Source organism: Rhodococcus sp. 06-1460-1B, from assembly GCF_002258475.1.
GTDB classification, from domain to species: domain Bacteria; phylum Actinomycetota; class Actinomycetes; order Mycobacteriales; family Mycobacteriaceae; genus Rhodococcoides; species Rhodococcoides fascians.
In genome coordinates this window covers 99,580-117,296 of sequence record NZ_NOYS01000018.1, presented here as the reverse complement: position 1 = coordinate 117,296, position 17,717 = coordinate 99,580, and the positions used below count along the sequence as shown (strand labels likewise).

Annotated in this window: 19 protein-coding genes; 9 read left to right on the top strand and 10 right to left on the bottom strand. The window is 65.2% G+C overall.

Features of this window, described 5'->3' with window-relative positions; genetic code table 11:
* Positions 1 to 15: 15 nt before the first annotated feature.
* Genes CH268_RS06595 through CH268_RS06580 form a run of 4 tightly spaced genes read right to left on the bottom strand, consistent with a single transcriptional unit; the run spans position 16 to position 3,109 of the window.
* Positions 16 to 1,110 (bottom strand): sulfate/molybdate ABC transporter ATP-binding protein, encoded by a 1,095-nt coding sequence (locus CH268_RS06595; protein WP_094663000.1) that lies wholly within the window; start codon positions 1,108 to 1,110, stop codon positions 16 to 18.
* Entirely contained in the window at positions 1,107 to 1,916 is an 810-nt protein-coding gene (locus tag CH268_RS06590) for an ABC transporter permease (RefSeq protein ID WP_027496753.1), read from the bottom strand. The genes CH268_RS06595 and CH268_RS06590 overlap by 4 nt, the downstream gene beginning before the upstream one ends.
* The gene (gene modA / locus CH268_RS06585) at positions 1,913 to 2,698 is read right to left on the bottom strand and encodes a molybdate ABC transporter substrate-binding protein (RefSeq protein ID WP_032387250.1); all 786 of its coding nucleotides are present in this window, start codon (positions 2,696 to 2,698) and stop codon (positions 1,913 to 1,915) included. Before modA ends, CH268_RS06590 begins: the two co-directional genes overlap by 4 nt.
* Before the next feature lie 12 nt (positions 2,699 to 2,710).
* Positions 2,711 to 3,109, bottom strand: a complete 399-nt coding sequence (locus CH268_RS06580; RefSeq protein WP_048318336.1) for a TOBE domain-containing protein — start codon at positions 3,107 to 3,109, stop codon at positions 2,711 to 2,713.
* A 232-nt stretch (positions 3,110 to 3,341) separates the two neighbouring features.
* On the opposite strand from CH268_RS06580, the gene CH268_RS06575 reads away from it, so the two are divergent.
* The 3 genes from CH268_RS06575 to truB are packed head-to-tail and all read left to right on the top strand — an operon-like array spanning position 3,342 to position 5,895.
* Positions 3,342 to 4,265, top strand: a complete 924-nt coding sequence (locus tag CH268_RS06575) for a metallophosphoesterase family protein (protein WP_027496756.1) — start codon at positions 3,342 to 3,344, stop codon at positions 4,263 to 4,265.
* Positions 4,262 to 4,927, top strand: coding sequence for a 4'-phosphopantetheinyl transferase Npt (npt, locus tag CH268_RS06570; protein WP_094662998.1), 666 nt, complete (start codon positions 4,262 to 4,264; stop codon positions 4,925 to 4,927). The genes CH268_RS06575 and npt overlap by 4 nt, the downstream gene beginning before the upstream one ends.
* A 35-nt stretch (positions 4,928 to 4,962) precedes the next feature.
* On the top strand, positions 4,963 to 5,895 hold the full coding sequence (truB, locus tag CH268_RS06565; RefSeq protein WP_027496758.1) for a tRNA pseudouridine(55) synthase TruB: 933 nt from the start codon (positions 4,963 to 4,965) through the stop codon (positions 5,893 to 5,895).
* A 43-nt stretch (positions 5,896 to 5,938) separates the two neighbouring features.
* Here truB and CH268_RS06560 read toward each other — a convergent pair whose 3' ends face one another.
* The 4 genes from CH268_RS06560 to CH268_RS06545 are packed head-to-tail and all read right to left on the bottom strand — an operon-like array spanning position 5,939 to position 9,325.
* Entirely contained in the window at positions 5,939 to 6,691 is a 753-nt protein-coding gene (locus CH268_RS06560; RefSeq protein WP_441346968.1) for a metal-dependent transcriptional regulator, read from the bottom strand.
* Position 6,692: 1 nt separating this feature from the next.
* A complete protein-coding gene (locus CH268_RS06555; RefSeq protein WP_052053360.1) occupies positions 6,693 to 7,520 on the bottom strand; it encodes a metal ABC transporter permease in 828 nt (275 codons plus the stop codon).
* A gap of 48 nt (positions 7,521 to 7,568) precedes the next feature.
* The gene (locus CH268_RS06550) at positions 7,569 to 8,366 is read right to left on the bottom strand and encodes a metal ABC transporter ATP-binding protein (protein WP_094662996.1); all 798 of its coding nucleotides are present in this window, start codon (positions 8,364 to 8,366) and stop codon (positions 7,569 to 7,571) included.
* On the bottom strand, positions 8,363 to 9,325 hold the full coding sequence (locus CH268_RS06545) for a metal ABC transporter substrate-binding protein (protein ID WP_032370822.1): 963 nt from the start codon (positions 9,323 to 9,325) through the stop codon (positions 8,363 to 8,365). The genes CH268_RS06550 and CH268_RS06545 overlap by 4 nt, the downstream gene beginning before the upstream one ends.
* Before the next feature lie 103 nt (positions 9,326 to 9,428).
* Here CH268_RS06545 and CH268_RS06540 point away from each other — a divergent pair, with 103 nt between their 5' ends.
* The 4 genes from CH268_RS06540 to CH268_RS06525 all read left to right on the top strand — a co-directional run bounded on the left by CH268_RS06540 (position 9,429) and on the right by CH268_RS06525 (position 14,812).
* Positions 9,429 to 10,397, top strand: coding sequence for a bifunctional riboflavin kinase/FAD synthetase (locus CH268_RS06540; protein WP_027496763.1), 969 nt, complete (start codon positions 9,429 to 9,431; stop codon positions 10,395 to 10,397).
* A 136-nt stretch (positions 10,398 to 10,533) separates the two neighbouring features.
* Entirely contained in the window at positions 10,534 to 10,803 is a 270-nt protein-coding gene (rpsO, locus tag CH268_RS06535) for a 30S ribosomal protein S15 (RefSeq protein ID WP_027496764.1), read from the top strand.
* A gap of 393 nt (positions 10,804 to 11,196) precedes the next feature.
* Positions 11,197 to 13,458 (top strand): polyribonucleotide nucleotidyltransferase, encoded by a 2,262-nt coding sequence (locus tag CH268_RS06530; protein ID WP_027496765.1) that lies wholly within the window; start codon positions 11,197 to 11,199, stop codon positions 13,456 to 13,458.
* A 94-nt stretch (positions 13,459 to 13,552) separates the two neighbouring features.
* Positions 13,553 to 14,812: a M16 family metallopeptidase gene (locus CH268_RS06525; RefSeq protein WP_032383575.1), complete on the top strand. Its 1,260-nt coding sequence runs from the start codon at positions 13,553 to 13,555 to the stop codon at positions 14,810 to 14,812.
* Here the strand turns inward: CH268_RS06525 and CH268_RS06520 are convergent.
* Positions 14,793 to 15,365, bottom strand: a complete 573-nt coding sequence (locus CH268_RS06520) for a TetR/AcrR family transcriptional regulator (RefSeq protein WP_255182309.1) — start codon at positions 15,363 to 15,365, stop codon at positions 14,793 to 14,795. The two genes, CH268_RS06525 and CH268_RS06520, sit on opposite strands and share 20 nt — an antisense overlap.
* 53 nt (positions 15,366 to 15,418) lie before the next feature.
* On the opposite strand from CH268_RS06520, the gene CH268_RS06515 reads away from it, so the two are divergent.
* Together CH268_RS06515 and CH268_RS06510 are read left to right on the top strand one after the other, a co-directional pair.
* Positions 15,419 to 16,093, top strand: coding sequence for a lysophospholipid acyltransferase family protein (locus CH268_RS06515; RefSeq protein ID WP_094662994.1), 675 nt, complete (start codon positions 15,419 to 15,421; stop codon positions 16,091 to 16,093).
* A complete protein-coding gene (locus CH268_RS06510; protein WP_094662992.1) occupies positions 16,090 to 16,887 on the top strand; it encodes an SDR family oxidoreductase in 798 nt (265 codons plus the stop codon). The genes CH268_RS06515 and CH268_RS06510 overlap by 4 nt, the downstream gene beginning before the upstream one ends.
* Positions 16,888 to 16,906: 19 nt before the next feature.
* Here CH268_RS06510 and CH268_RS06505 read toward each other — a convergent pair whose 3' ends face one another.
* On the bottom strand, positions 16,907 to 17,650 hold the full coding sequence (locus tag CH268_RS06505) for a polyprenol monophosphomannose synthase (protein WP_032372836.1): 744 nt from the start codon (positions 17,648 to 17,650) through the stop codon (positions 16,907 to 16,909).
* Positions 17,651 to 17,717 lie beyond the last annotated feature (67 nt).

Below are 17,717 nucleotides of genomic sequence, written 5' to 3'. Positions count from 1 at the left end.
CCGCGTTCGCACGCATCACCGCCGTGACACCAGGGCCGGATGCAGCACCACCTCGCGGCTCTTGACGACGAAGAACACCCGTAGGCCGGGTTCCAGGCCCAGCTCCGATACCGCGGCGGCGGTGATGTCTGCCGCGATACCCGGTGTGCCGTCGGGGTGCGGACGAGCTCGGACGCGGATGCCCGAGCCCTGCACTTCCATCTCCTCGATGACTACTTCGAAGACGTTGCGCGGGCTGGCGTGCGGCGCGGTGAGGTATACCGAAACCGCAGCGGGGGAGAAGACTGCGACCACCGGCGTCCCGGAACCGTGTTGCCCCGAGCCGTGCACGACGGTGTCCCACGGCGTGCGCAGCGCAGTGGTGTCGCCGACGGTGAGCGCGTGGCCCGAGATCAGATTGACCCCGGCCATGCGAGCACCGAACTCGCTTCGCGGGGCGGTGAGAACGTCGGCGACCGACCCGCGTTCGACGACGCGTCCACCGTCGACGACGGCAACGGTATCGGCGAGTGCGACGACGTCGAGCAGATCGTGGGTGACGATCAGTGCCGTACGACCGTTCTCTCGGAGTACGGTGCGCAGCAGTCTTCGGATGGCCGGGGCCGTGTCGACGTCGAGCGCGGCGAGCGGTTCGTCGAGCAGGAGGAGTCGGGGATCGGCGGCGAGTGCGCGGGCGATGGCAACCCGCTGAGCTTGGCCCCCGGACAGCTGTGCCGGGCGGCGCTCGGCCAGGTGAGAGGCTCCGACTGCGTCGAGCCATCGATCGGCCACTGCCCCGGCCGTCCTCCGGTCGGCGCCGGAACTACGTGGTGCGAATGCGACGTTCGTCCGTGCGGTCATGTGGGGAAATAGCAGTGTCTCCTGTGCCAGAGTCGCGATGCCGCGGGCGTGCACCGGAACGGCCGTCCTTGCGGTCGTGTCGGTCAGAACGTCCTCGCCCAGGCGGACGATGCCGTCGTCGGGTGGCACCAGGCCCGCGACGAGCTGCAGCAGTGTGGATTTACCTGCGCCGTTCGGTCCCAGGATCGCCGTTGTTTCACCCTCGGCGACATCCAGCTCGAGATCGACGCCCCGGGCCGCGACGGTGGCGCGCAGGTGTAGCGAACTCATGGTGTTCCCGTCGTTCGAGTACCGCGAGCGGCCAGGACCACCACTGCCGCGACGACGACGAGGACGAGCGACAGGGCTATCGCTGCGTCGGGGTCGGACTCGCGTTGCAGATAGATTTCGAGGGGCAGGGTTCTGGTCACTCCCTCGAGAGAACCGGCGAACGTCAGCGTCGCGCCGAACTCTCCCAGTGCGCGCGCGAACGCGAGAACGATTCCGGACGTCAACCCGGGCAGGATCAAGGGGAGGGTGACGCGGCGCAGGACCGTCGTAGGGGGTGCGCCCAAGGTTGCGGCCACCACGTCGTATCGGTCACCGGCAGTGCGCAGCGCGCCCTCGACGCTGACCACCAGGAAGGGCAACGACACGAAGGCCTGGGCGAGCACCACGGCCGTCGAGGTGAACGCGATCCGGATTCCGAAGGCATCGAGATGTTCGCCCAGTAGCCCCTGGCGACCGAACGTGTAGAGCAAGGCGATACCGCCGACCACCGGGGGGAGCACCAGGGGGAGGACGACGAGGGAACGCAGCGTCGACAGACCGCGAAACGAACTGCGGGCGAGGACCGTTGCCATCGGCACACCCAGGAGCACACACAACACCGTGCTCGCCGAGGCCGTCTTCAGACTCAACAGCAGTGCGGCTACTGCGGACTCGGACGTGATGAGCCCGAAGAAGTTCGTCCAGTCGATCCGGGTGAACATCGCGGCCAACGGCGCGACGACGAGAAGCGCTCCGGCAGCGGCAGGGACGAATATCCATCCGGGTACACCGACGGTCGGACCTGTGCCCGCGGCGTGCCCGGTCACGGTGCCGCGAAACCGGCCTGCGTCAGCACTTCACGGCCGATCGGTCCGGCGACGAAGTCGGTGAAGGCGCGGGCCGTGTCCACGTTGTCGGATCCGCTCAATGCTGCGATCGGATAGGTGTTGACCGCCCCGCTCGATTCCGGGAAAGGCACGGCGGTGACGGCGTCTGCGGCCCCCGTTGCATCGGTGACGTACACCAGTCCGGCGTCGGCCTGACCGGAGGTGACCTTGCCCAGAACGTCGGTGACGGACGACTCCTCGCTGACTGCCGGGATGTCGGTTCCGGTGGCGTTCTCGACGGCTGCCGTGGCCGCGCCGCACGGCACCTGCGGCGCGCAGATCACCGTCAGCACATCGGGTTTCGCCAGATCGGCGAACGACCGGACGGCCTTGGGGTTACCCGGGGCAGTGACGATGGTGAGGGTGTTGGAGGCGAAATCGACCGGGTCGCCGGCGACGAGGCCGGCATCGACGATCGTGCTCATGTTCTTGGTATCGGCAGAGGCGAACACGTCGGCAGGTGCACCGTTGACCAGTTGCGCGGCCAGATCGGAGGAGCCCGCAAAGCTGAAATCGACGGTGGTGCCGGGATGTTCCTGCTCGAAGCGGGTGCCGAGGGCGGTGAACGTCGAGCGCAGTGATGCCGCCGCGAACACGGTCAGCGTGCTCGAACCCCCGTCCTGCGGAGCGTCCTCGGCAGCGGGGTCGGCCGCGCACCCTGCAAGCATCAGGGCGACCGCGACCAGAGCACCGTGAACCGCTCGAATGTTCTTCACTGACATCGTCCTTCGGTTCTAGGGAGTTTCGACAATGACGGTCGTGGCCTTGACGACCGCGACGGTGATGGAGCCCGGTTCGAGCCCCAATTCCTGGACCGATCGGGTGCTCATCAGGGACACGATGGTGAACGGCCCACACTGCATGCGGACCTCGCTCATGACCGCGTCGGAGACCACGTCGGTGACCAGCCCCACGAGTCGGTTCCGGGCCGAGCTACCGCCCGATGCCACCTCGGGCGGGGGAGCGGCGTGCTCGCGGGCGTACTGCGCGAGAGCACGCGCGTCGACGACCTTGCGACCCGTCTCGTCGTCGTGGGAGGGCAGGGTCCCGCTGTCCATCCACCGGCGGACGGTGTCGTCGCTGACTCCGAGCAGTGCGGCGGCGTCGCGTACCCGTATCGGCGGTGCCGTCATCGCACGATGCCGTTTCCTGCACCTATCCGCAAAAGCGTCATGGATGGCACCATATACCCGAATCTGCGGTCGTTGCTGCGTGGACCGTCCTTTCGGAGCCGTCCGACGAACCGCAGCGGTTCACCCCGCGTGCACCGCTGCGGAATCTCCGGGGAGTATTGGAGGTTGGTAGGTTCTCGGGCGGTTGTGGCGATTCGACGTCGGCGGCCGAGTGCATCGGAAGGGATCATCAGTGGCAGCCAAGTTATGGGCAGTGAGCGACATTCATGTCGGACATCGGGGCAATCGACCTGTCACCGAGGACATTCATCCCGAGTCACCCGAGGATTGGCTGATCGTCGCCGGAGACGTCTCGGAGAAGACCGACGACATCAAATGGGCGCTCGAGCTGCTGCGCAGCCGCTTCGCGAAAGTGATCTGGGTTCCGGGCAATCACGAGTTGTGGACGACGGTGAAGGACCCCGTTCAGATCCACGGAGCGGCTCGGTACGAGTACCTGGTCAATCTCTGCCGCGAGATCGACGTCGTCACTCCCGAGGATCCCTACCTGCTCTGGGAAGGCGAAGGTGGACCCGCGACGATAGTGCCGATGTTCCTGCTCTACGACTACACGTTTCTCCCGCAGGGTGCGCGGGACAAGGAGCACGGGCTGGCGATCGCGCGCGAGAAGAACGTCGTCGCCACCGACGAGTTCCTGCTGTCCTCTCAGCCGTATGCGACGCGCGATGCCTGGTGCCATGCCCGCATCGACGCCACCCGCGAGCGCCTCGACGCGCTGGACACCACGGTTCCCACCGTGCTCATCAACCACTTTCCGATGGTGCGTCAGCCGACCGAGGTGTTGTTCTACCCGGAGTTCGCCCTGTGGTGCGGGTCGACGCTGACGGCGGACTGGCACACCAGGTACAACGCGATCTGCTCGGTGTACGGTCACCTGCACATCCCGCGGACCACCTACTACGACGGCGTCCGCTTCGAGGAGGTCTCGGTGGGTTACCCGCGCGAATGGCAGCGCCGTGGACTGCCGAACAACGTTCTGCGCCAAATTCTTCCGGTTCCCGAGTACCCGCCGGGCACGTTGAACAAATGGGGCGGGCACTTCACCGTGACGCCCGAGATGGAGGCAGAGGTCGAGAAGATGAGGGCAGGCCAGTGATCGAATCGCTTCTCCCCAATGGTGTTGTCTCGGCCGAATTGTTCACCGATCCACCGGGTTTGATGCCGCACCCACTCGAAGCGCCGTTGGTCGCCAAGGCGGTGGACAAGCGCAGGCGTGAGTTCACCTCGGCTCGACACTGCGCGCGTGTGGCGATGCAGAAGCTCGGTGTGGAGCCCGCGCCGATCATGCGCGGCACCTCCGGCGCACCGCAGTGGCCGAAGGGAGTGGTGGGCTCGTTGACGCATTGCGACGGCTACCGCGGTGCCGTTCTGGGCTACGCCATGCAGGTTCGCTCGGTGGGAATCGATGCCGAGCCACACGGACCTCTTCCCGACGGTGTGCTCGACGCGGTCAGCCTCGAAGCCGAGCGCGAGTGGCTCTCGACAGCGGGCCGAGAAGACGTCCACTGGGATCGAGTGTTGTTCTGCGCCAAAGAAGCGACGTACAAGGCCTGGGAGCCGCTGACCGGTCGCTGGCTCGGGTTCGAGGACGCGCACATCACGTTCGAGCGCACCGGCACCGGCGACGACATCTCGGGAACGTTTCGATCCGAACTGCTGGTCCCGGGCGACACCGTGTCCGGACCTCCGCTGACGGCTTTCGACGGTCGATGGATGGTGTCCGACGGTTTGGTGATGACGGCGATCTCGGTGATGTGACGACCGGCTCGTCGCGCCTGGCACAATGCACTCTCGTGAGTGCTCGCGGAAAGATCTCGTCCGGTCTCGTCGGTGCCGGTGTGTTGGTGGTCGACAAGGGGCCGGGCGTCACCAGCCACGATGTCGTCGCGTCGTGCCGAAAGTTGTTGCAGACCAGAAAGGTCGGTCATGCGGGGACGTTGGACCCCATGGCGACCGGGGTGCTGGTTCTGGGCGTCGAGCGGGCGACCAAGATGCTCGGATTGCTGACGCTGACGACCAAGTCGTACACCGCCACCGTGCGACTGGGGCGCAGTACGACGACCGATGACGCCGAGGGTGAGGTGCTCGCCGACGTCCCGGCCACGAATGTCTCGGATTCGGACATCGCGGCCGGGGTTGCCGCACTCACCGGTGACATCGAGCAGGTTCCGGCCAGTGTCAGTGCCATCAAGGTCGACGGTCAGCGGGCACACAAGCTCTCGCGCGCCGGTGAGGAGTTCACCCTCGCCGCTCGCAAGGTCACTGTCACTCGCTTCGACGTGACGGCTCGCCGCGATGTCGTCGATTCCGATGGCCGGTTCGTCGACCTCGATGTCGAGGTGGACTGCACGTCGGGGACGTACGTGCGCGCGCTCGCACGGGATCTCGGCGCAGCACTGGGCGTCGGCGGCCACCTGACGGTTCTGCGCAGAACCAGGGTCGGGCCGTTCACGCTCGACCACGCCGTGACGCTCGAGGAATTGGCCGAGAATCCCGCTGTGGGTCTCGATATAGACGAGGCCGCGCGCACCGCATTTCCGCACCGACAGATCGATGCCGCCGAAGCGGAGTCGCTCAGCCAGGGACGCTGGCTCGATCCCGTCGGAATCGAGGGGGTCTACGCGGCTGTCGATCCCACCGGGCACACCATCGCGTTGCTGCAGGAAAAGGGCAAGCGGGCGAGCTCGGTGATGGTGGTGCGGCCGGCAACACTGCGCGGGTACTGATTTCCCGTTCGAGTCGGCCCTGCGACCGAGGGGACTGCACCGCTCAGGTGGCCGGAACCATCCAGATCGCTTCGGCGGCGCGGTGACCGAGCTCGATGGACTCCGTGCTGCCGCGTCGGGCGAGTTCGATCGCCACCGTGCCGGCGTAGTCGCGTCGTTCGACCACGGTGATCGGTAGATCGAGCTCGATGCCGACCGAATCGAAGTACCGGAGCATTGCGGGGTCCGAATCGGAGATACGAGCCACTCGTCCTGACTGCCCGTCGAGGTACTCGCTCAGTCTGGTTGCGGACGGCGTGTCGATCGACCCGTTGGCCGACGGAATCGGGTCCCCGTGTGGATCTCGTTCGGGGTGGCCGAGTTTGGCGTCTATCCGATCCATCATCAGATCGGATACCGCATGTTCGAGGATTTCTGCCTCGTCGTGGACCTCGTCCCAGCCGTACCCGAGTTCGCGAACGAGGTAGGTCTCGATGAGGCGATGTCGACGGACCATGCCGATGGCCGCCAGTCGGCCCTTCTCGGTGAGTGAGATGGCACCGTACCGGGCGTGGTCCACCATGCCCTGATCGGCGAGTTTGCGAATCGCCTCGGACACAGTGGATGCGGACACGCCGATTCGTTCGGAGAGCATCTTGGTGCTGACGGAGTCTTCACTCCATTCGCTGGCCGTCCAGATGACCTTGAGGTAGTCCTGCGCAACTGCGGACAGCTGTACGCCCTCGTCGGCCGGAGCTGGATCGTCTTTTCGTTGCGCCACGTCGCCGAGCTTAGGCAATCCAATGGAAAAAGACATCTCACCCGGCCGGAGCCACCGTCACCTGTCCTCGGCGGCGCAGAGCGCGCGTGACGATGCCCTGCGCCGGGCTGAACAGGTACGCCAGCACGAACACCAGGCCTTGGGCCAGCACCACGCTGCCACCCGAGGAGACGTCGAGATAGAAACTGGCGTAGATACCGACCAGGGCGCAGCCCACCGAGATGGCGGGGGCAATCACCAGCATGCGGCCGAAGCTGTGGGTGAGTAGGTATGCGGTTGCGCCGGGTGTGATCAGCATGGCGACGACCAGGATGACGCCGACGGCCTGTAGCGCCACGACGGTCGTCAGCGCGAGCAGCGTCAACATCGCGGCCGAGATCACGCTCGGATTGATGCCGACCGCGCGAGCCTGCGTGCGGTCGAAGGCGAACAGAGTGAAATCGCGACGCTTGATCACCATCACGGCCAACGCCAGCCCGCCGAGCACGAACACCTGGATCATGTCCGACTGCGACACCCCGAGCAGGTTTCCGAACAAGATGTGGTTGAGGTCGATCTGGCTCGGAAACTTGGAGATCAGGACGACGCCGAGGGCGAACAACGTGGTGAACACGACGCCGATCGCGGCGTCCTCCTTGACGATGGTGGTGTTGCGAACCACCCCGATGGCACCGACCGCGATGAGTGCGAACAGCAGCGCGCCGATGGCGAACGGCGCACCCAGCAGATAGGACAGGGCGACGCCGGGGAGTACCGCGTGCGATACGGCGTCCCCCATCAGTGACCAGCCGATGAGTACGAGCCAGCAGCTCAACACTGCGCAGACGATCGAGGCGGTGACGGTCACCAACAGCGCACGCTGCATGAAGGTGTATTCGAGAGGATTGACGACGAAGTCGATCAGGTACACGGTTCAGCTCGCTTCCGAAGTAGGAGAGCTCGCGCCCAGTTCGTCGATCTTCGACGGGTCCATGCCGAAGGCCAGTGCCAGGTTCTCCGGGCGCAACACCTCGGCCGGACTGCCGTGCATCAGGACCCGCTGCTGCAGCAGGATTGCCTCGTCGCACAGTTCCGGAAGGGCGTGCAGATCGTGGGTGGACACCAGGACGGACGCACCCTGAGCGGCCAGTTCTCGGAGGAGTCGCGTGATCGTCGCCTCGGTCTTCTTGTCCACTCCTGCAAACGGCTCGTCGAGGAGCAGCAAGGACGCTTCCTGAGCGATGGCGCGGGCCACGAATGCCCGTTTGCGCTGTCCGCCGGAGAGTTGCCCGATCTGTCGATCGGCGAGCTCGGTGAGATCGACTCGTCTCAGGGCCGCGTCCACCGCAGCTCTGTCTGCCGCACGAGGGGTTCGGAGAAAGTTCTGTTTGCCGTAACGACCCATCATCACCACGTCCCGGACGCTGATGGGGAAGGTCCAGTCGACCGATTCGGCCTGGGGCACGTAGCTGACCGTCCCGGCTTTGCGGGCCCGGGCGGGGTCGCCGCCGAAGACCGTGATCGAACCGGCATCGGTCTTGACGACGCCCATGATCGCCTTGAACAGCGTCGACTTACCCGATCCGTTCATTCCGACCAGGCCGCAGACGCGTCCGGGTGCGAGGGTCAGGCTCGCGCCGACCAGCGCCACGACGTCTCGGTACCGAACGTCGACGGCGTCGACGGCCAGCGCGGCACCGTCCCGGTTCGCACCCGAGATGTGCCGGGTCATCGCGTGCCCACCAACGCGTCGGCGATCAGCCGCGCGTCGTAACGCAGCAGATCGAGGTAGGTGGGCACGGGTCCGTCGGCGGCGCTGAGGGAGTCGACGTACAGCTTTCCGCCGAAGCGGGCACCCGTGTCCTCGGCGACCTGGAGCTGAGCCTTGTCCGAGACGGTCGACTCGCAGAAGACGGCAGGCACGTCGTTGTCACGTACGAAATCGATGGTGCGGACCACTTGTTTGGGTGTCCCTTCCTGTTCGGCATTGACCGGCCACAGATACGCCTCCTGCAGGTCGAAGTCGCGGGCCAGATAGCCGAACGCGCCCTCACACGTCACCAGAGCACGTTGCTGCGCCGGAAGTTGGGCCAGATCGGATTCCAGTTCGTCGCCGACCGACCGCAGCTCGGTGATGTACGCGGCGGCGTTGGCACGGTATTCCTCGGCATGGACAGCGTCGAGCGCCACGAACGCGTCGGCGATGTTGGTGATGTAGGTCTCCGCCACGACCGGCGACATCCAGGCGTGTGGATTGGCCTTGCCCGCATACGCGTCGTCGCGGATGTAGACGGGTTCCACGTGTGCGCTGACGACCGCGTGCGGTGCGGGCACCCGCTCGACGAACTTCTCGAACCACGCCTCGAGTCCCAGACCGTTGTCCAGGATCAGATCGGCGCTTTCGGCAGTGCGTAGGTCGCCGGGTGTGGGCTCGTACCCGTGAATCTCGGCTCCGGCCTTGGTGATCGACTCCACACGGAGATGGTCGCCTGCAACGTTCGCGGCCATGTCGGCCAGCACCGTGAACGTCGTCAGCACCAACGGTCTGCCGTCGTCCATCGACGTCGGCTCGTCGTCGCCGACCGCGCGAGCGCATCCGCTCGACGTCGCTACCAGCAGTCCCGCCACGGCCCAGCTCGCAACGATTCGACCCACGCGAGATCCGCGGGATCGAAGAAATAAGTTAGGCACACCGAAATATTTACCGTGGGGACACCCTTTTGTCCATACCTGCCGCACGCGACACGCCTGTCCGAGGATGACCGAGCGGCCGCCGGGCCGTAGGCTTCGCGGTGTGCAGAGATGGCGAGGTCTCGACGATGTACCTGCCGACTGGGGCCGATGTGTGCTCACGATCGGTGTGTTCGACGGCGTTCACCGCGGACATGCGCAGTTGATCGGTAGAGCAGTGGCCGCAGCTCGGGAACGCGGCGTACCCAGCGTGCTCATGACCTTCGATCCCCACCCGATGGAAGTGGTCCGTCCGGGTAGTCACCCCGCGCAGTTGACGACGTTGACCCGGCGTGCCGAACTGGCCGAGGAACTGGGTATCGATGTGTTCTGTGTCATGCCGTTCACGCCCGAGTTGATGAAACTCACCCCTGAGCGATACGTGCACGAGATCCTCATCGAACGCCTGCACGTTGCAGAAGTGGTCGTCGGAGAGAACTTCACCTACGGGAAGAAGGCGCTCGGGACGGTCCCCATGCTGCGCAAGATCGGCGAACGGTCCGGCTTCGCGGTCGACGGAGTCAACCTGTTGGCCGAGCATGCCGTCACGTTCTCGTCCACCTACATCAGGTCGTGCGTGGACGCCGGGGACGTCGCGGCAGCGGCCGCAGCGCTCGGCCGCCCGCATCGCGTCGAGGGTGTCGTCGTGCACGGCGACGGACGCGGCCGTCAAATGGGCTATCCCACAGCCAATGTCGCTCCGCCGATGTACTCGGCCATACCGGCGGACGGGGTCTACGCGGCCTGGTTCACCGTGCTCGGCCCGGGTCCGATCATGGGGACGGTCACTCCGGGGGAGCGGCACCCGGCGGCGGTGTCGGTGGGCACGAATCCCACGTTCTCGGGACGCACCAGGACCGTCGAGGCGTTCGTGCTCGACGGCGAGGGAGACCTCTACGGACAGCACGTGGCAGTCGACTTCGTCGAGCGACTGCGCGGAATGGAGAAGTTCGATTCCATGGAAGCTCTCGTGGAGGAGATGGGCCGGGACGCCGACCGGGCCCGCTCGATCCTGGCCGCCAGCGCAGCCTGATAGGCTGACTCCTCGGTGTTCGCTGCGGTCCGCGGCGGCTGCACCGGCTTCGATACCGCCCGGATGATCACGCATCGTCCACGGTGGGGCCCGTTGCTTCCTTTCACGCGGACGTCATTGATCAGGAGTAGTACCAGTGGCATTGACCACCGAACAGAAGAAGGCCGTTCTCGGCGAGTACGGCTTGCACCCCACCGACACGGGTTCGCCCGAGGCGCAGGTTGCAATGCTCACCAAGCGCATCGTCGACTTGACCGAGCACCTCAAGATGCACAAGCACGATCACCACTCCCGCCGCGGCCTGTTGCTGCTGGTCGGACGTCGTCGTCGTCTGCTCAAGTACATCGCGAAGGTAGACGTCACTCGCTACCGTTCGCTCATCGAGCGTCTGGGTCTGCGTCGATAATTTCGATCGACGCGAGGATGTTGCCGATGCATGGTTCGACGCGCCGGTGTACACCCGACTCGCAGCAATAGTGCAGTAGCCAACGAGGCAGTGCTTAGACTGTTCCTCGTTGGCTTTCTGTGTTTGTACCGCAACATCAGGATAGTCAGCACGACCAGCGGATACACGGTATCCGCACACCGCCGTGTATGCCTGTCACGCCGTGGTGTCGGTCTTCGGTAGTGGCTTTCCGGATACGAGATCCGGAGGGCTTCGATCGATGGCCGCCTCCGCGCAGCCGCGTCCCGAGACGAACTCTCGGAGATGGACGGCACAGGTATGCCGCCACAGCCAGGAGGGCTGGTGGTGTGTCCACGCGGGCACGGCAAAGACGAGAGGACGAGAACAGAACACATGTCGGACACCACAACATTGGACGCCGAAGAAGGCGTCTACGAAGCAACAGCGATCATCGACAACGGCTCTTTCGGTAAGCGGAGCATCCGCTTCGAGACGGGTCGCCTCGCACAGCAGGCCGCAGGCGCAGTCGCCGCGTACCTCGACGAGGACACCATGCTGCTGTCGGCAACGACGGCAGGCAAGCACCCCCGTGAGGGATTCGATTTCTTCCCGCTGACGGTCGACGTCGAAGAGCGCATGTACGCCGCGGGCCGTATCCCCGGATCGTTCTTCCGCCGCGAGGGCCGTCCGTCCACCGACGCCATCCTCACCTGCCGCCTGATCGACCGGCCGCTGCGTCCGACGTTCGTCGACGGACTGCGCAACGAGATCCAGGTCGTCATCACGGTCATGAGCCTCAACCCGGCCGATCTGTACGACGTCGTCGCGATCAACGCCGCGTCGGCATCGACCCAGATCGCCGGCTTGCCGTTCTCCGGTCCGATCGGCGGCGTTCGCGTCGCGCTGATCGACAAGCAGTGGGTTGCGTTCCCGACCAACGAGCAGCTCGAGAAGGCCGTGTTCAACATGGTCGTCGCCGGCCGCATCGTCTCCGGCTCCGGTGCCGACGCCGACGTCGCGATCATGATGGTCGAGGCCGAGGCCACCGAGAACGTCATCGAGCTCATCGAGGGCGGCGCTACCGCACCCAACGAGGCGGTTGTCGCCGAGGGCCTCGAGGCCTCGAAGCCCTTCATCGCGGCCCTGTGCACCGCGCAGCAGGAGCTCGCGTCCAAGGCCGCCAAGCCGACCGGCGACTACCCGGTCTTCCCGGCGTACCAGAGCGACGTCTTCGAAGCCGTCGAGAACGCGGCGAAGATCCCGCTCAACGAGGCACTGACCATTGCCGGCAAGGCCGAGCGCGAGAACAAGCTCGACGAGGTCAAGGCTCAGGTCCTCACCTCGGTCGGAGACAGCTTCGCCGGCCGGGAGAAGGAGATCGGTGCCGCGTTCCGCGCACTGACCAAGAAGTCGGTTCGCCAGCGCATCCTCACCGATCACTTCCGTATCGACGGCCGCGGCATCACCGACATCCGGTCGCTGTCCGCCGAGGTCGCGATCATCCCGCGCACCCACGGATCGGCCCTGTTCGAGCGCGGCGAGACCCAGATCCTGGGTGTCACCACCCTCGACATGGTCAAGATGGCGCAGCAGGTCGACTCGCTCGGGCCCGAGACGTCCAAGCGCTACATGCACCATTACAACTTCCCGCCGTACTCCACCGGTGAGACGGGCCGCGTCGGTTCGCCGAAGCGTCGCGAAATCGGCCACGGAGCGCTCGCCGAGCGTGCTCTGCTGCCGGTGCTGCCCAGCCAGGCCGAGTTCCCGTACGCCATCCGCCAGGTCTCCGAGGCATTGAGCTCCAACGGCTCGACCTCGATGGGCTCGGTCTGCGCATCGACTCTGTCGCTGCTCAATGCCGGTGTGCCGCTGCGTGCCCCGGTTGCCGGTATCGCGATGGGCCTCGTGTCCGACGAGGTCGACGGCGAGACTCGCTACGTCGCCCTCACCGACATCCTCGGTGCCGAGGACGCGTTCGGCGACATGGACTTCAAGGTCGCCGGAACCAAGGACTTCGTCACCGCCCTGCAGCTCGACACCAAGCTCGACGGCATCCCCTCCAAGGTGCTCGCCGGCGCGCTGTCGCAGGCCAAGGATGCTCGCACGACGATCCTCGAGGTCATGGCCGAGGCCATCGACACCCCGGACGAGATGAGCCCGTACGCACCTCGCGTCACCGCGATCAAGGTGCCGGTCGACAAGATCGGCGAGGTCATCGGGCCCAAGGGCAAGATGATCAACTCCATCACCGAGCAGACCGGTGCCAACATCTCGATCGAAGATGACGGCACTGTCTACGTCGGTGCAGCGGACGGCCCGTCCGCACAGGCCGCGATCGACATGATCAACGCCATCGCCAACCCGCAGTTGCCGAAGGTCGGCGAGCGATTCCTCGGAACCGTCGTCAAGACAACGGCTTTCGGTGCATTCGTCTCGCTGCTCCCGGGCCGCGACGGACTGGTGCACATCTCGAAGCTCGGTAACGGCAAGCGCATCAACAAGGTCGAGGACGTCGTGAGCGTCGGGTCGAAGTTGCGCGTCGAGATCGCCGATATCGACAACCGCGGCAAGATCAGCCTCGTTCCCGTCGAGGACGACAACGCGGCTGCTCCCGCCGACGCTCCCGAGGCACCCGCCGAGGTCAGCGCTGAGTAAGAAGCAAGCGAGTCGAACGGTACGTCCCCTCGGGACGTACCGTTCGGCCGTTCCAGAGACCAGCGGCACCGACACGGGCGTTCGACGCACGACTCTGCCCGGCGGGCTTCGGGTCGTCACCGAGTTCGTTCCCGGCGTTCGCTCGGCATCGGTCGGTGTGTGGGTCGGCGTCGGCTCGCGCGACGAGCAACCCAGCGTCGCCGGTGCCGCGCACTTCCTCGAACATCTGCTGTTCAAGTCGACTCCGACGCGCAGTGCGCTCGAGATCGCCCAGGTGATGGACGGAGTCGGGGGAGAGCTGAACGCGTTCACCTCGAAGGAGAGCACCTGCTTCTACGCGCACGTGCTCGACGAGGACGTCGCGCTCGCGATCGATCTCGTCAGCGATGTGGTGCTTCGTGGGCGGTGTAGATCGGCAGACGTGGACGTCGAGCGTCAGGTGGTCCTCGAAGAGATCTCCATGCGCGACGACGATCCCGAGGATCTCCTGGGAGATGCTTTCCTGGAAGCGATGTTCGGTGATCACCCGATCGGGCGTCCGATCATCGGATCTGTCGAATCCATCGAATCGATGACCCGTTCTCAACTGCACTCGTTCCATGTTCGCCGCTATACGCCGCAACGGATGGTCGTCGCCGTCGCAGGCAACGTCGATCACAAGCAGATCGTGTCCTTGGTACGTCGCGCCTTCGCGGGTCATCTGGAAAAGGGCCTACGGCCGGCCGAAAGGCGTAGCGGTACAGCGCGATTGCGCCAGAATCCGACGCTGAGCCTGACCACCCGGGACAGCGAACAGGCGCATCTGTGCCTGGGCGTGCGGGCGTTCGGACGTCACGAAGGACACCGCTGGGCGTTGTCGGTACTGAATTCTGCTGTCGGCGGTGGGCTCAGTTCTCGCCTGTTTCAGGAGATCAGGGAAGAGCGCGGACTGGCTTACTCGGTGTACTCCTCGGTGGATACGTTTGCCGACAGCGGCGCGTTCTCGGTGTACGCGGGATGTCAGCCGGAGAACCTGGGCGAGGTCACCACGGTGATTCGCGAGGTGCTCGCAAAGGTTGCGGCCGAGGGCATCACCGATGCCGAGTGCGCTCGCGCCAAGGGTTCGTTGCGCGGCGGATTGGTGCTGGGACTGGAGGATTCGGGTTCTCGGATGAACCGGATAGGTCGTAGTGAACTGAACTACGGCAATCACCGCGACATCACCGACACGTTGGCGCGGATCGACAGTGTCGGCAACGACGAGGTGCGTGAGGTCGCGGCGGTGTTGCTCGATCGGCCCTTCGGTGCCGCAGTGGTCGGCCCCTACAAGAACGTCCGCCAGCTGCCGGCGTCGGTCAAGTCTCTGATTCGCTGACGTTCCTGATCGCGTCGCGCACTGCGCATCGGATCAGGTCCGGCACCGCCGAGGTGTCGGTGATCGGCTCGAACGCTCGGGTGGCGTGGAGCGCCGCAATTCCGTGCACGGAGGTCCACAGTCTCAGCGCTGTGAACTGTGGATTCTCCGGCACGACGGCATCGAGTGTCGAGGTGAGAGCCTCGAACAGGGGTCGCGACTGTCCGCGCAGATTCTCGCCGGAGCCCTCGAGCAGGTCGTGTCGAAAGATGAGCGCGAACATCGCGGGGCGCTGCGCCGCGAACTGCACGTACGCGTGCGCCATCGCATCCAGTGCATCTCGGGGCGAATCCGACTGCTGTGCAGCAGAATTCAGTGCGTTCTCGAGATCGACCAGACCGACTCGGGCCACGGCCGCGGCCAGTGCGCTCAGCGTCGGAAAGTATCGCCTGGGAGCGCCGTGCGAAACACCGGCCTCGCGAGTGACCGCTCTGATGGTCAGCCCTTCCGGCCCTTCGCTGTCGAGTAGGCGGACGCCTGCGTCCACCAGTCGAGTCCGAAGGTTGTCAGCCACGTAGACATTGTCTACTCTCAGCCGTGACGATGTCCAGCCGAGAGGATCGATCAATGTGGTATCTGCTTTTCAAATATGTCCTGATCGGCCCGATCCTCCGAGTTCTCGGCCGTCCGTCGGTGGTCGGCGCAGGCAATATCCCGAAGACGGGACCGGTAATCATCGCCGGCAACCACCTCACCGTCGTCGACTCGTTCTTTCTCGTCCTCCTGGTTCGTCGCCGAGTCACGTTCATCGCCAAGAGCGAGTACTTCACCGGCCGGGGAATCAAGGGCGCGGCGCTTCGTTGGTTCTACAGCGCGACAGGTCAGGTTCCCGTCGACCGACGCGGGGCAGATGCTTCGGCTCCGGCGCTCGATGCCGCGAAAAGTATTCTGCGACAACGGAAGGTGTGGGCGGTGTACCCGGAGGGGACGCGATCTCCCGACGGCCGGTTGTACAAGGGCAAGACCGGGCTGGCAAGAGTAGCGCTCGAGACGGGAGCGCCCGTCGTGCCGGTGGTGATGCACGGGACGCTCGGAGTCAACCCGGTGGGCTCGAGGATGTGGCGGCCGGGCAAGGTGCGCATGGTCGTCGGCGAACCATTGAATTTCACGAGATACGCAGGGGGAGAAAACAGTAAAGCCATTCTGCGGGCGACCACCGACGAGGTGATGGCTGCGCTGGCGAACCTGTCGGGGCAGGACTACGTCGACGTGTACGCCGCGACAGTGAAGGACGCGGCATGACCTCGGACGCGCAGGCACGCGGAAGAACAGTCCTCGTCACCGGCGTCGGTCGGAGGGAAGGAATCGGCTTCGCCATCACCCGCAGATTGCTGCAGGACGAGCGCGCCCGCGTCTTCGCGCAATCATGCGATGCCTACGACGTCAGTGAACCGTGGGGAGTGGGAACGCCGGGAGCGGTGCAGGTTCTCGCCGAGTTATCCACTGCGCCAAGCAGACTCGGGAATCTGGACATCGATCTCTCCGATGTCGAAGCGCCTGCCGTCCTGTTCGATGCTGTCGAATCCAGGTTCGGTGCCGTCGACTCGTTGGTGATCAACCATGCGCGATCACAGCTGGGCGAACTGGGTTCTCTGACGGCAGAGAACCTCGACCTGACGTGGGCGGTGAACGTGCGCGCGTCGTTGCTTCTGGTGCAGGAATTCGCGCAACGGTACGTCGATCATCCTGACGGCGGACGCGTCGTGCTGTTCACGTCCGGGCAGGGAGAGGGGCCGATGCCAACCGAGATTCCCTATGCGGTGACCAAGGGTGCCACCGCCGCGATCACACCGACCGTGGCCGATTCCCTGATCGAACGAGGCATCACCGTCAACACGATCAATCCGGGTCCGACCGATACCGGTTGGGCAAGTGCGGATCTGAACGAGTTCGTCTCGCGCCACATGCCGCGCGGGCGGTGGAACTCACCAGACGAGGCCGCAGCGGTCGTGGCGATGTTGCTCTCGCCCGATTCGGGCTCGATCACCGGTCAGGTCATCGGCGCCGAAGGTGGATTCCGACGCTTCACGCCGTGATCACGGCACGGTGCCTCGGTCAGAGCTTCTTCTTGTTCCGCAACAACTTCCAGGGCACCAAGGCGGATTCGAGCTGGACCGACAGGCTCATCTTCGACTCGCCTTCGCTGCGCTCCTCGAACGTGATCGGTACCTCGGCGAGAGTGAGCCCGTGTTTGACGGTGCGGTAGTTCATCTCGACCTGAAATGCGTACCCGTTGCTCTCCACCGACGCAACGTCGATCGTGCGGAGCGTACGGGCATGCCATGCCTTGAAGCCGGCGGTGGCGTCCTTGACTCCGAGACGAAGAATCGTGTTCACGTAGAAGTTGGCCCACGCCGACAGCGCCTTGCGGTGCCACGGCCAGTCCGCCGCGACCGAACCGCCGGGGACGTAGCGCGAACCGAGCACGACCGCGGCGTCGGTGCTCCGCAGCTTGTCGATCATCGCCGGAATCACCTCGGTGGGGTGCGACAGATCGGCGTCCATCTGGATCACGATGTCGGCTCCCTCGTCGAGGGCCCGTGTCATGCCGGCCACGTATGCGCGGCCCAGACCGTTCTTCTCGGTGCGGTGCAGAACGGAGACCTCGAGGGGACCGTCGATGGCGAGTTTGTCGGCGATGTCGCCGGTTCCGTCGGGGGAATTGTCGTCGACCACGAGAACACCGAGCCCCTCGACCTTCAGCCCGGCCAGCAGCTCGACCAGCTTGGGGAGGTTCTCGCGTTCGTTGTACGTCGGTACAACGACGGTGGTCTTCGGGGCGACTCGTTCCGTACTCACCACCGTATGATCCGTGATTCCGTGTTCCGATCAAAATTTCGGACACGATCGGCCGCGTCGGTGCGGG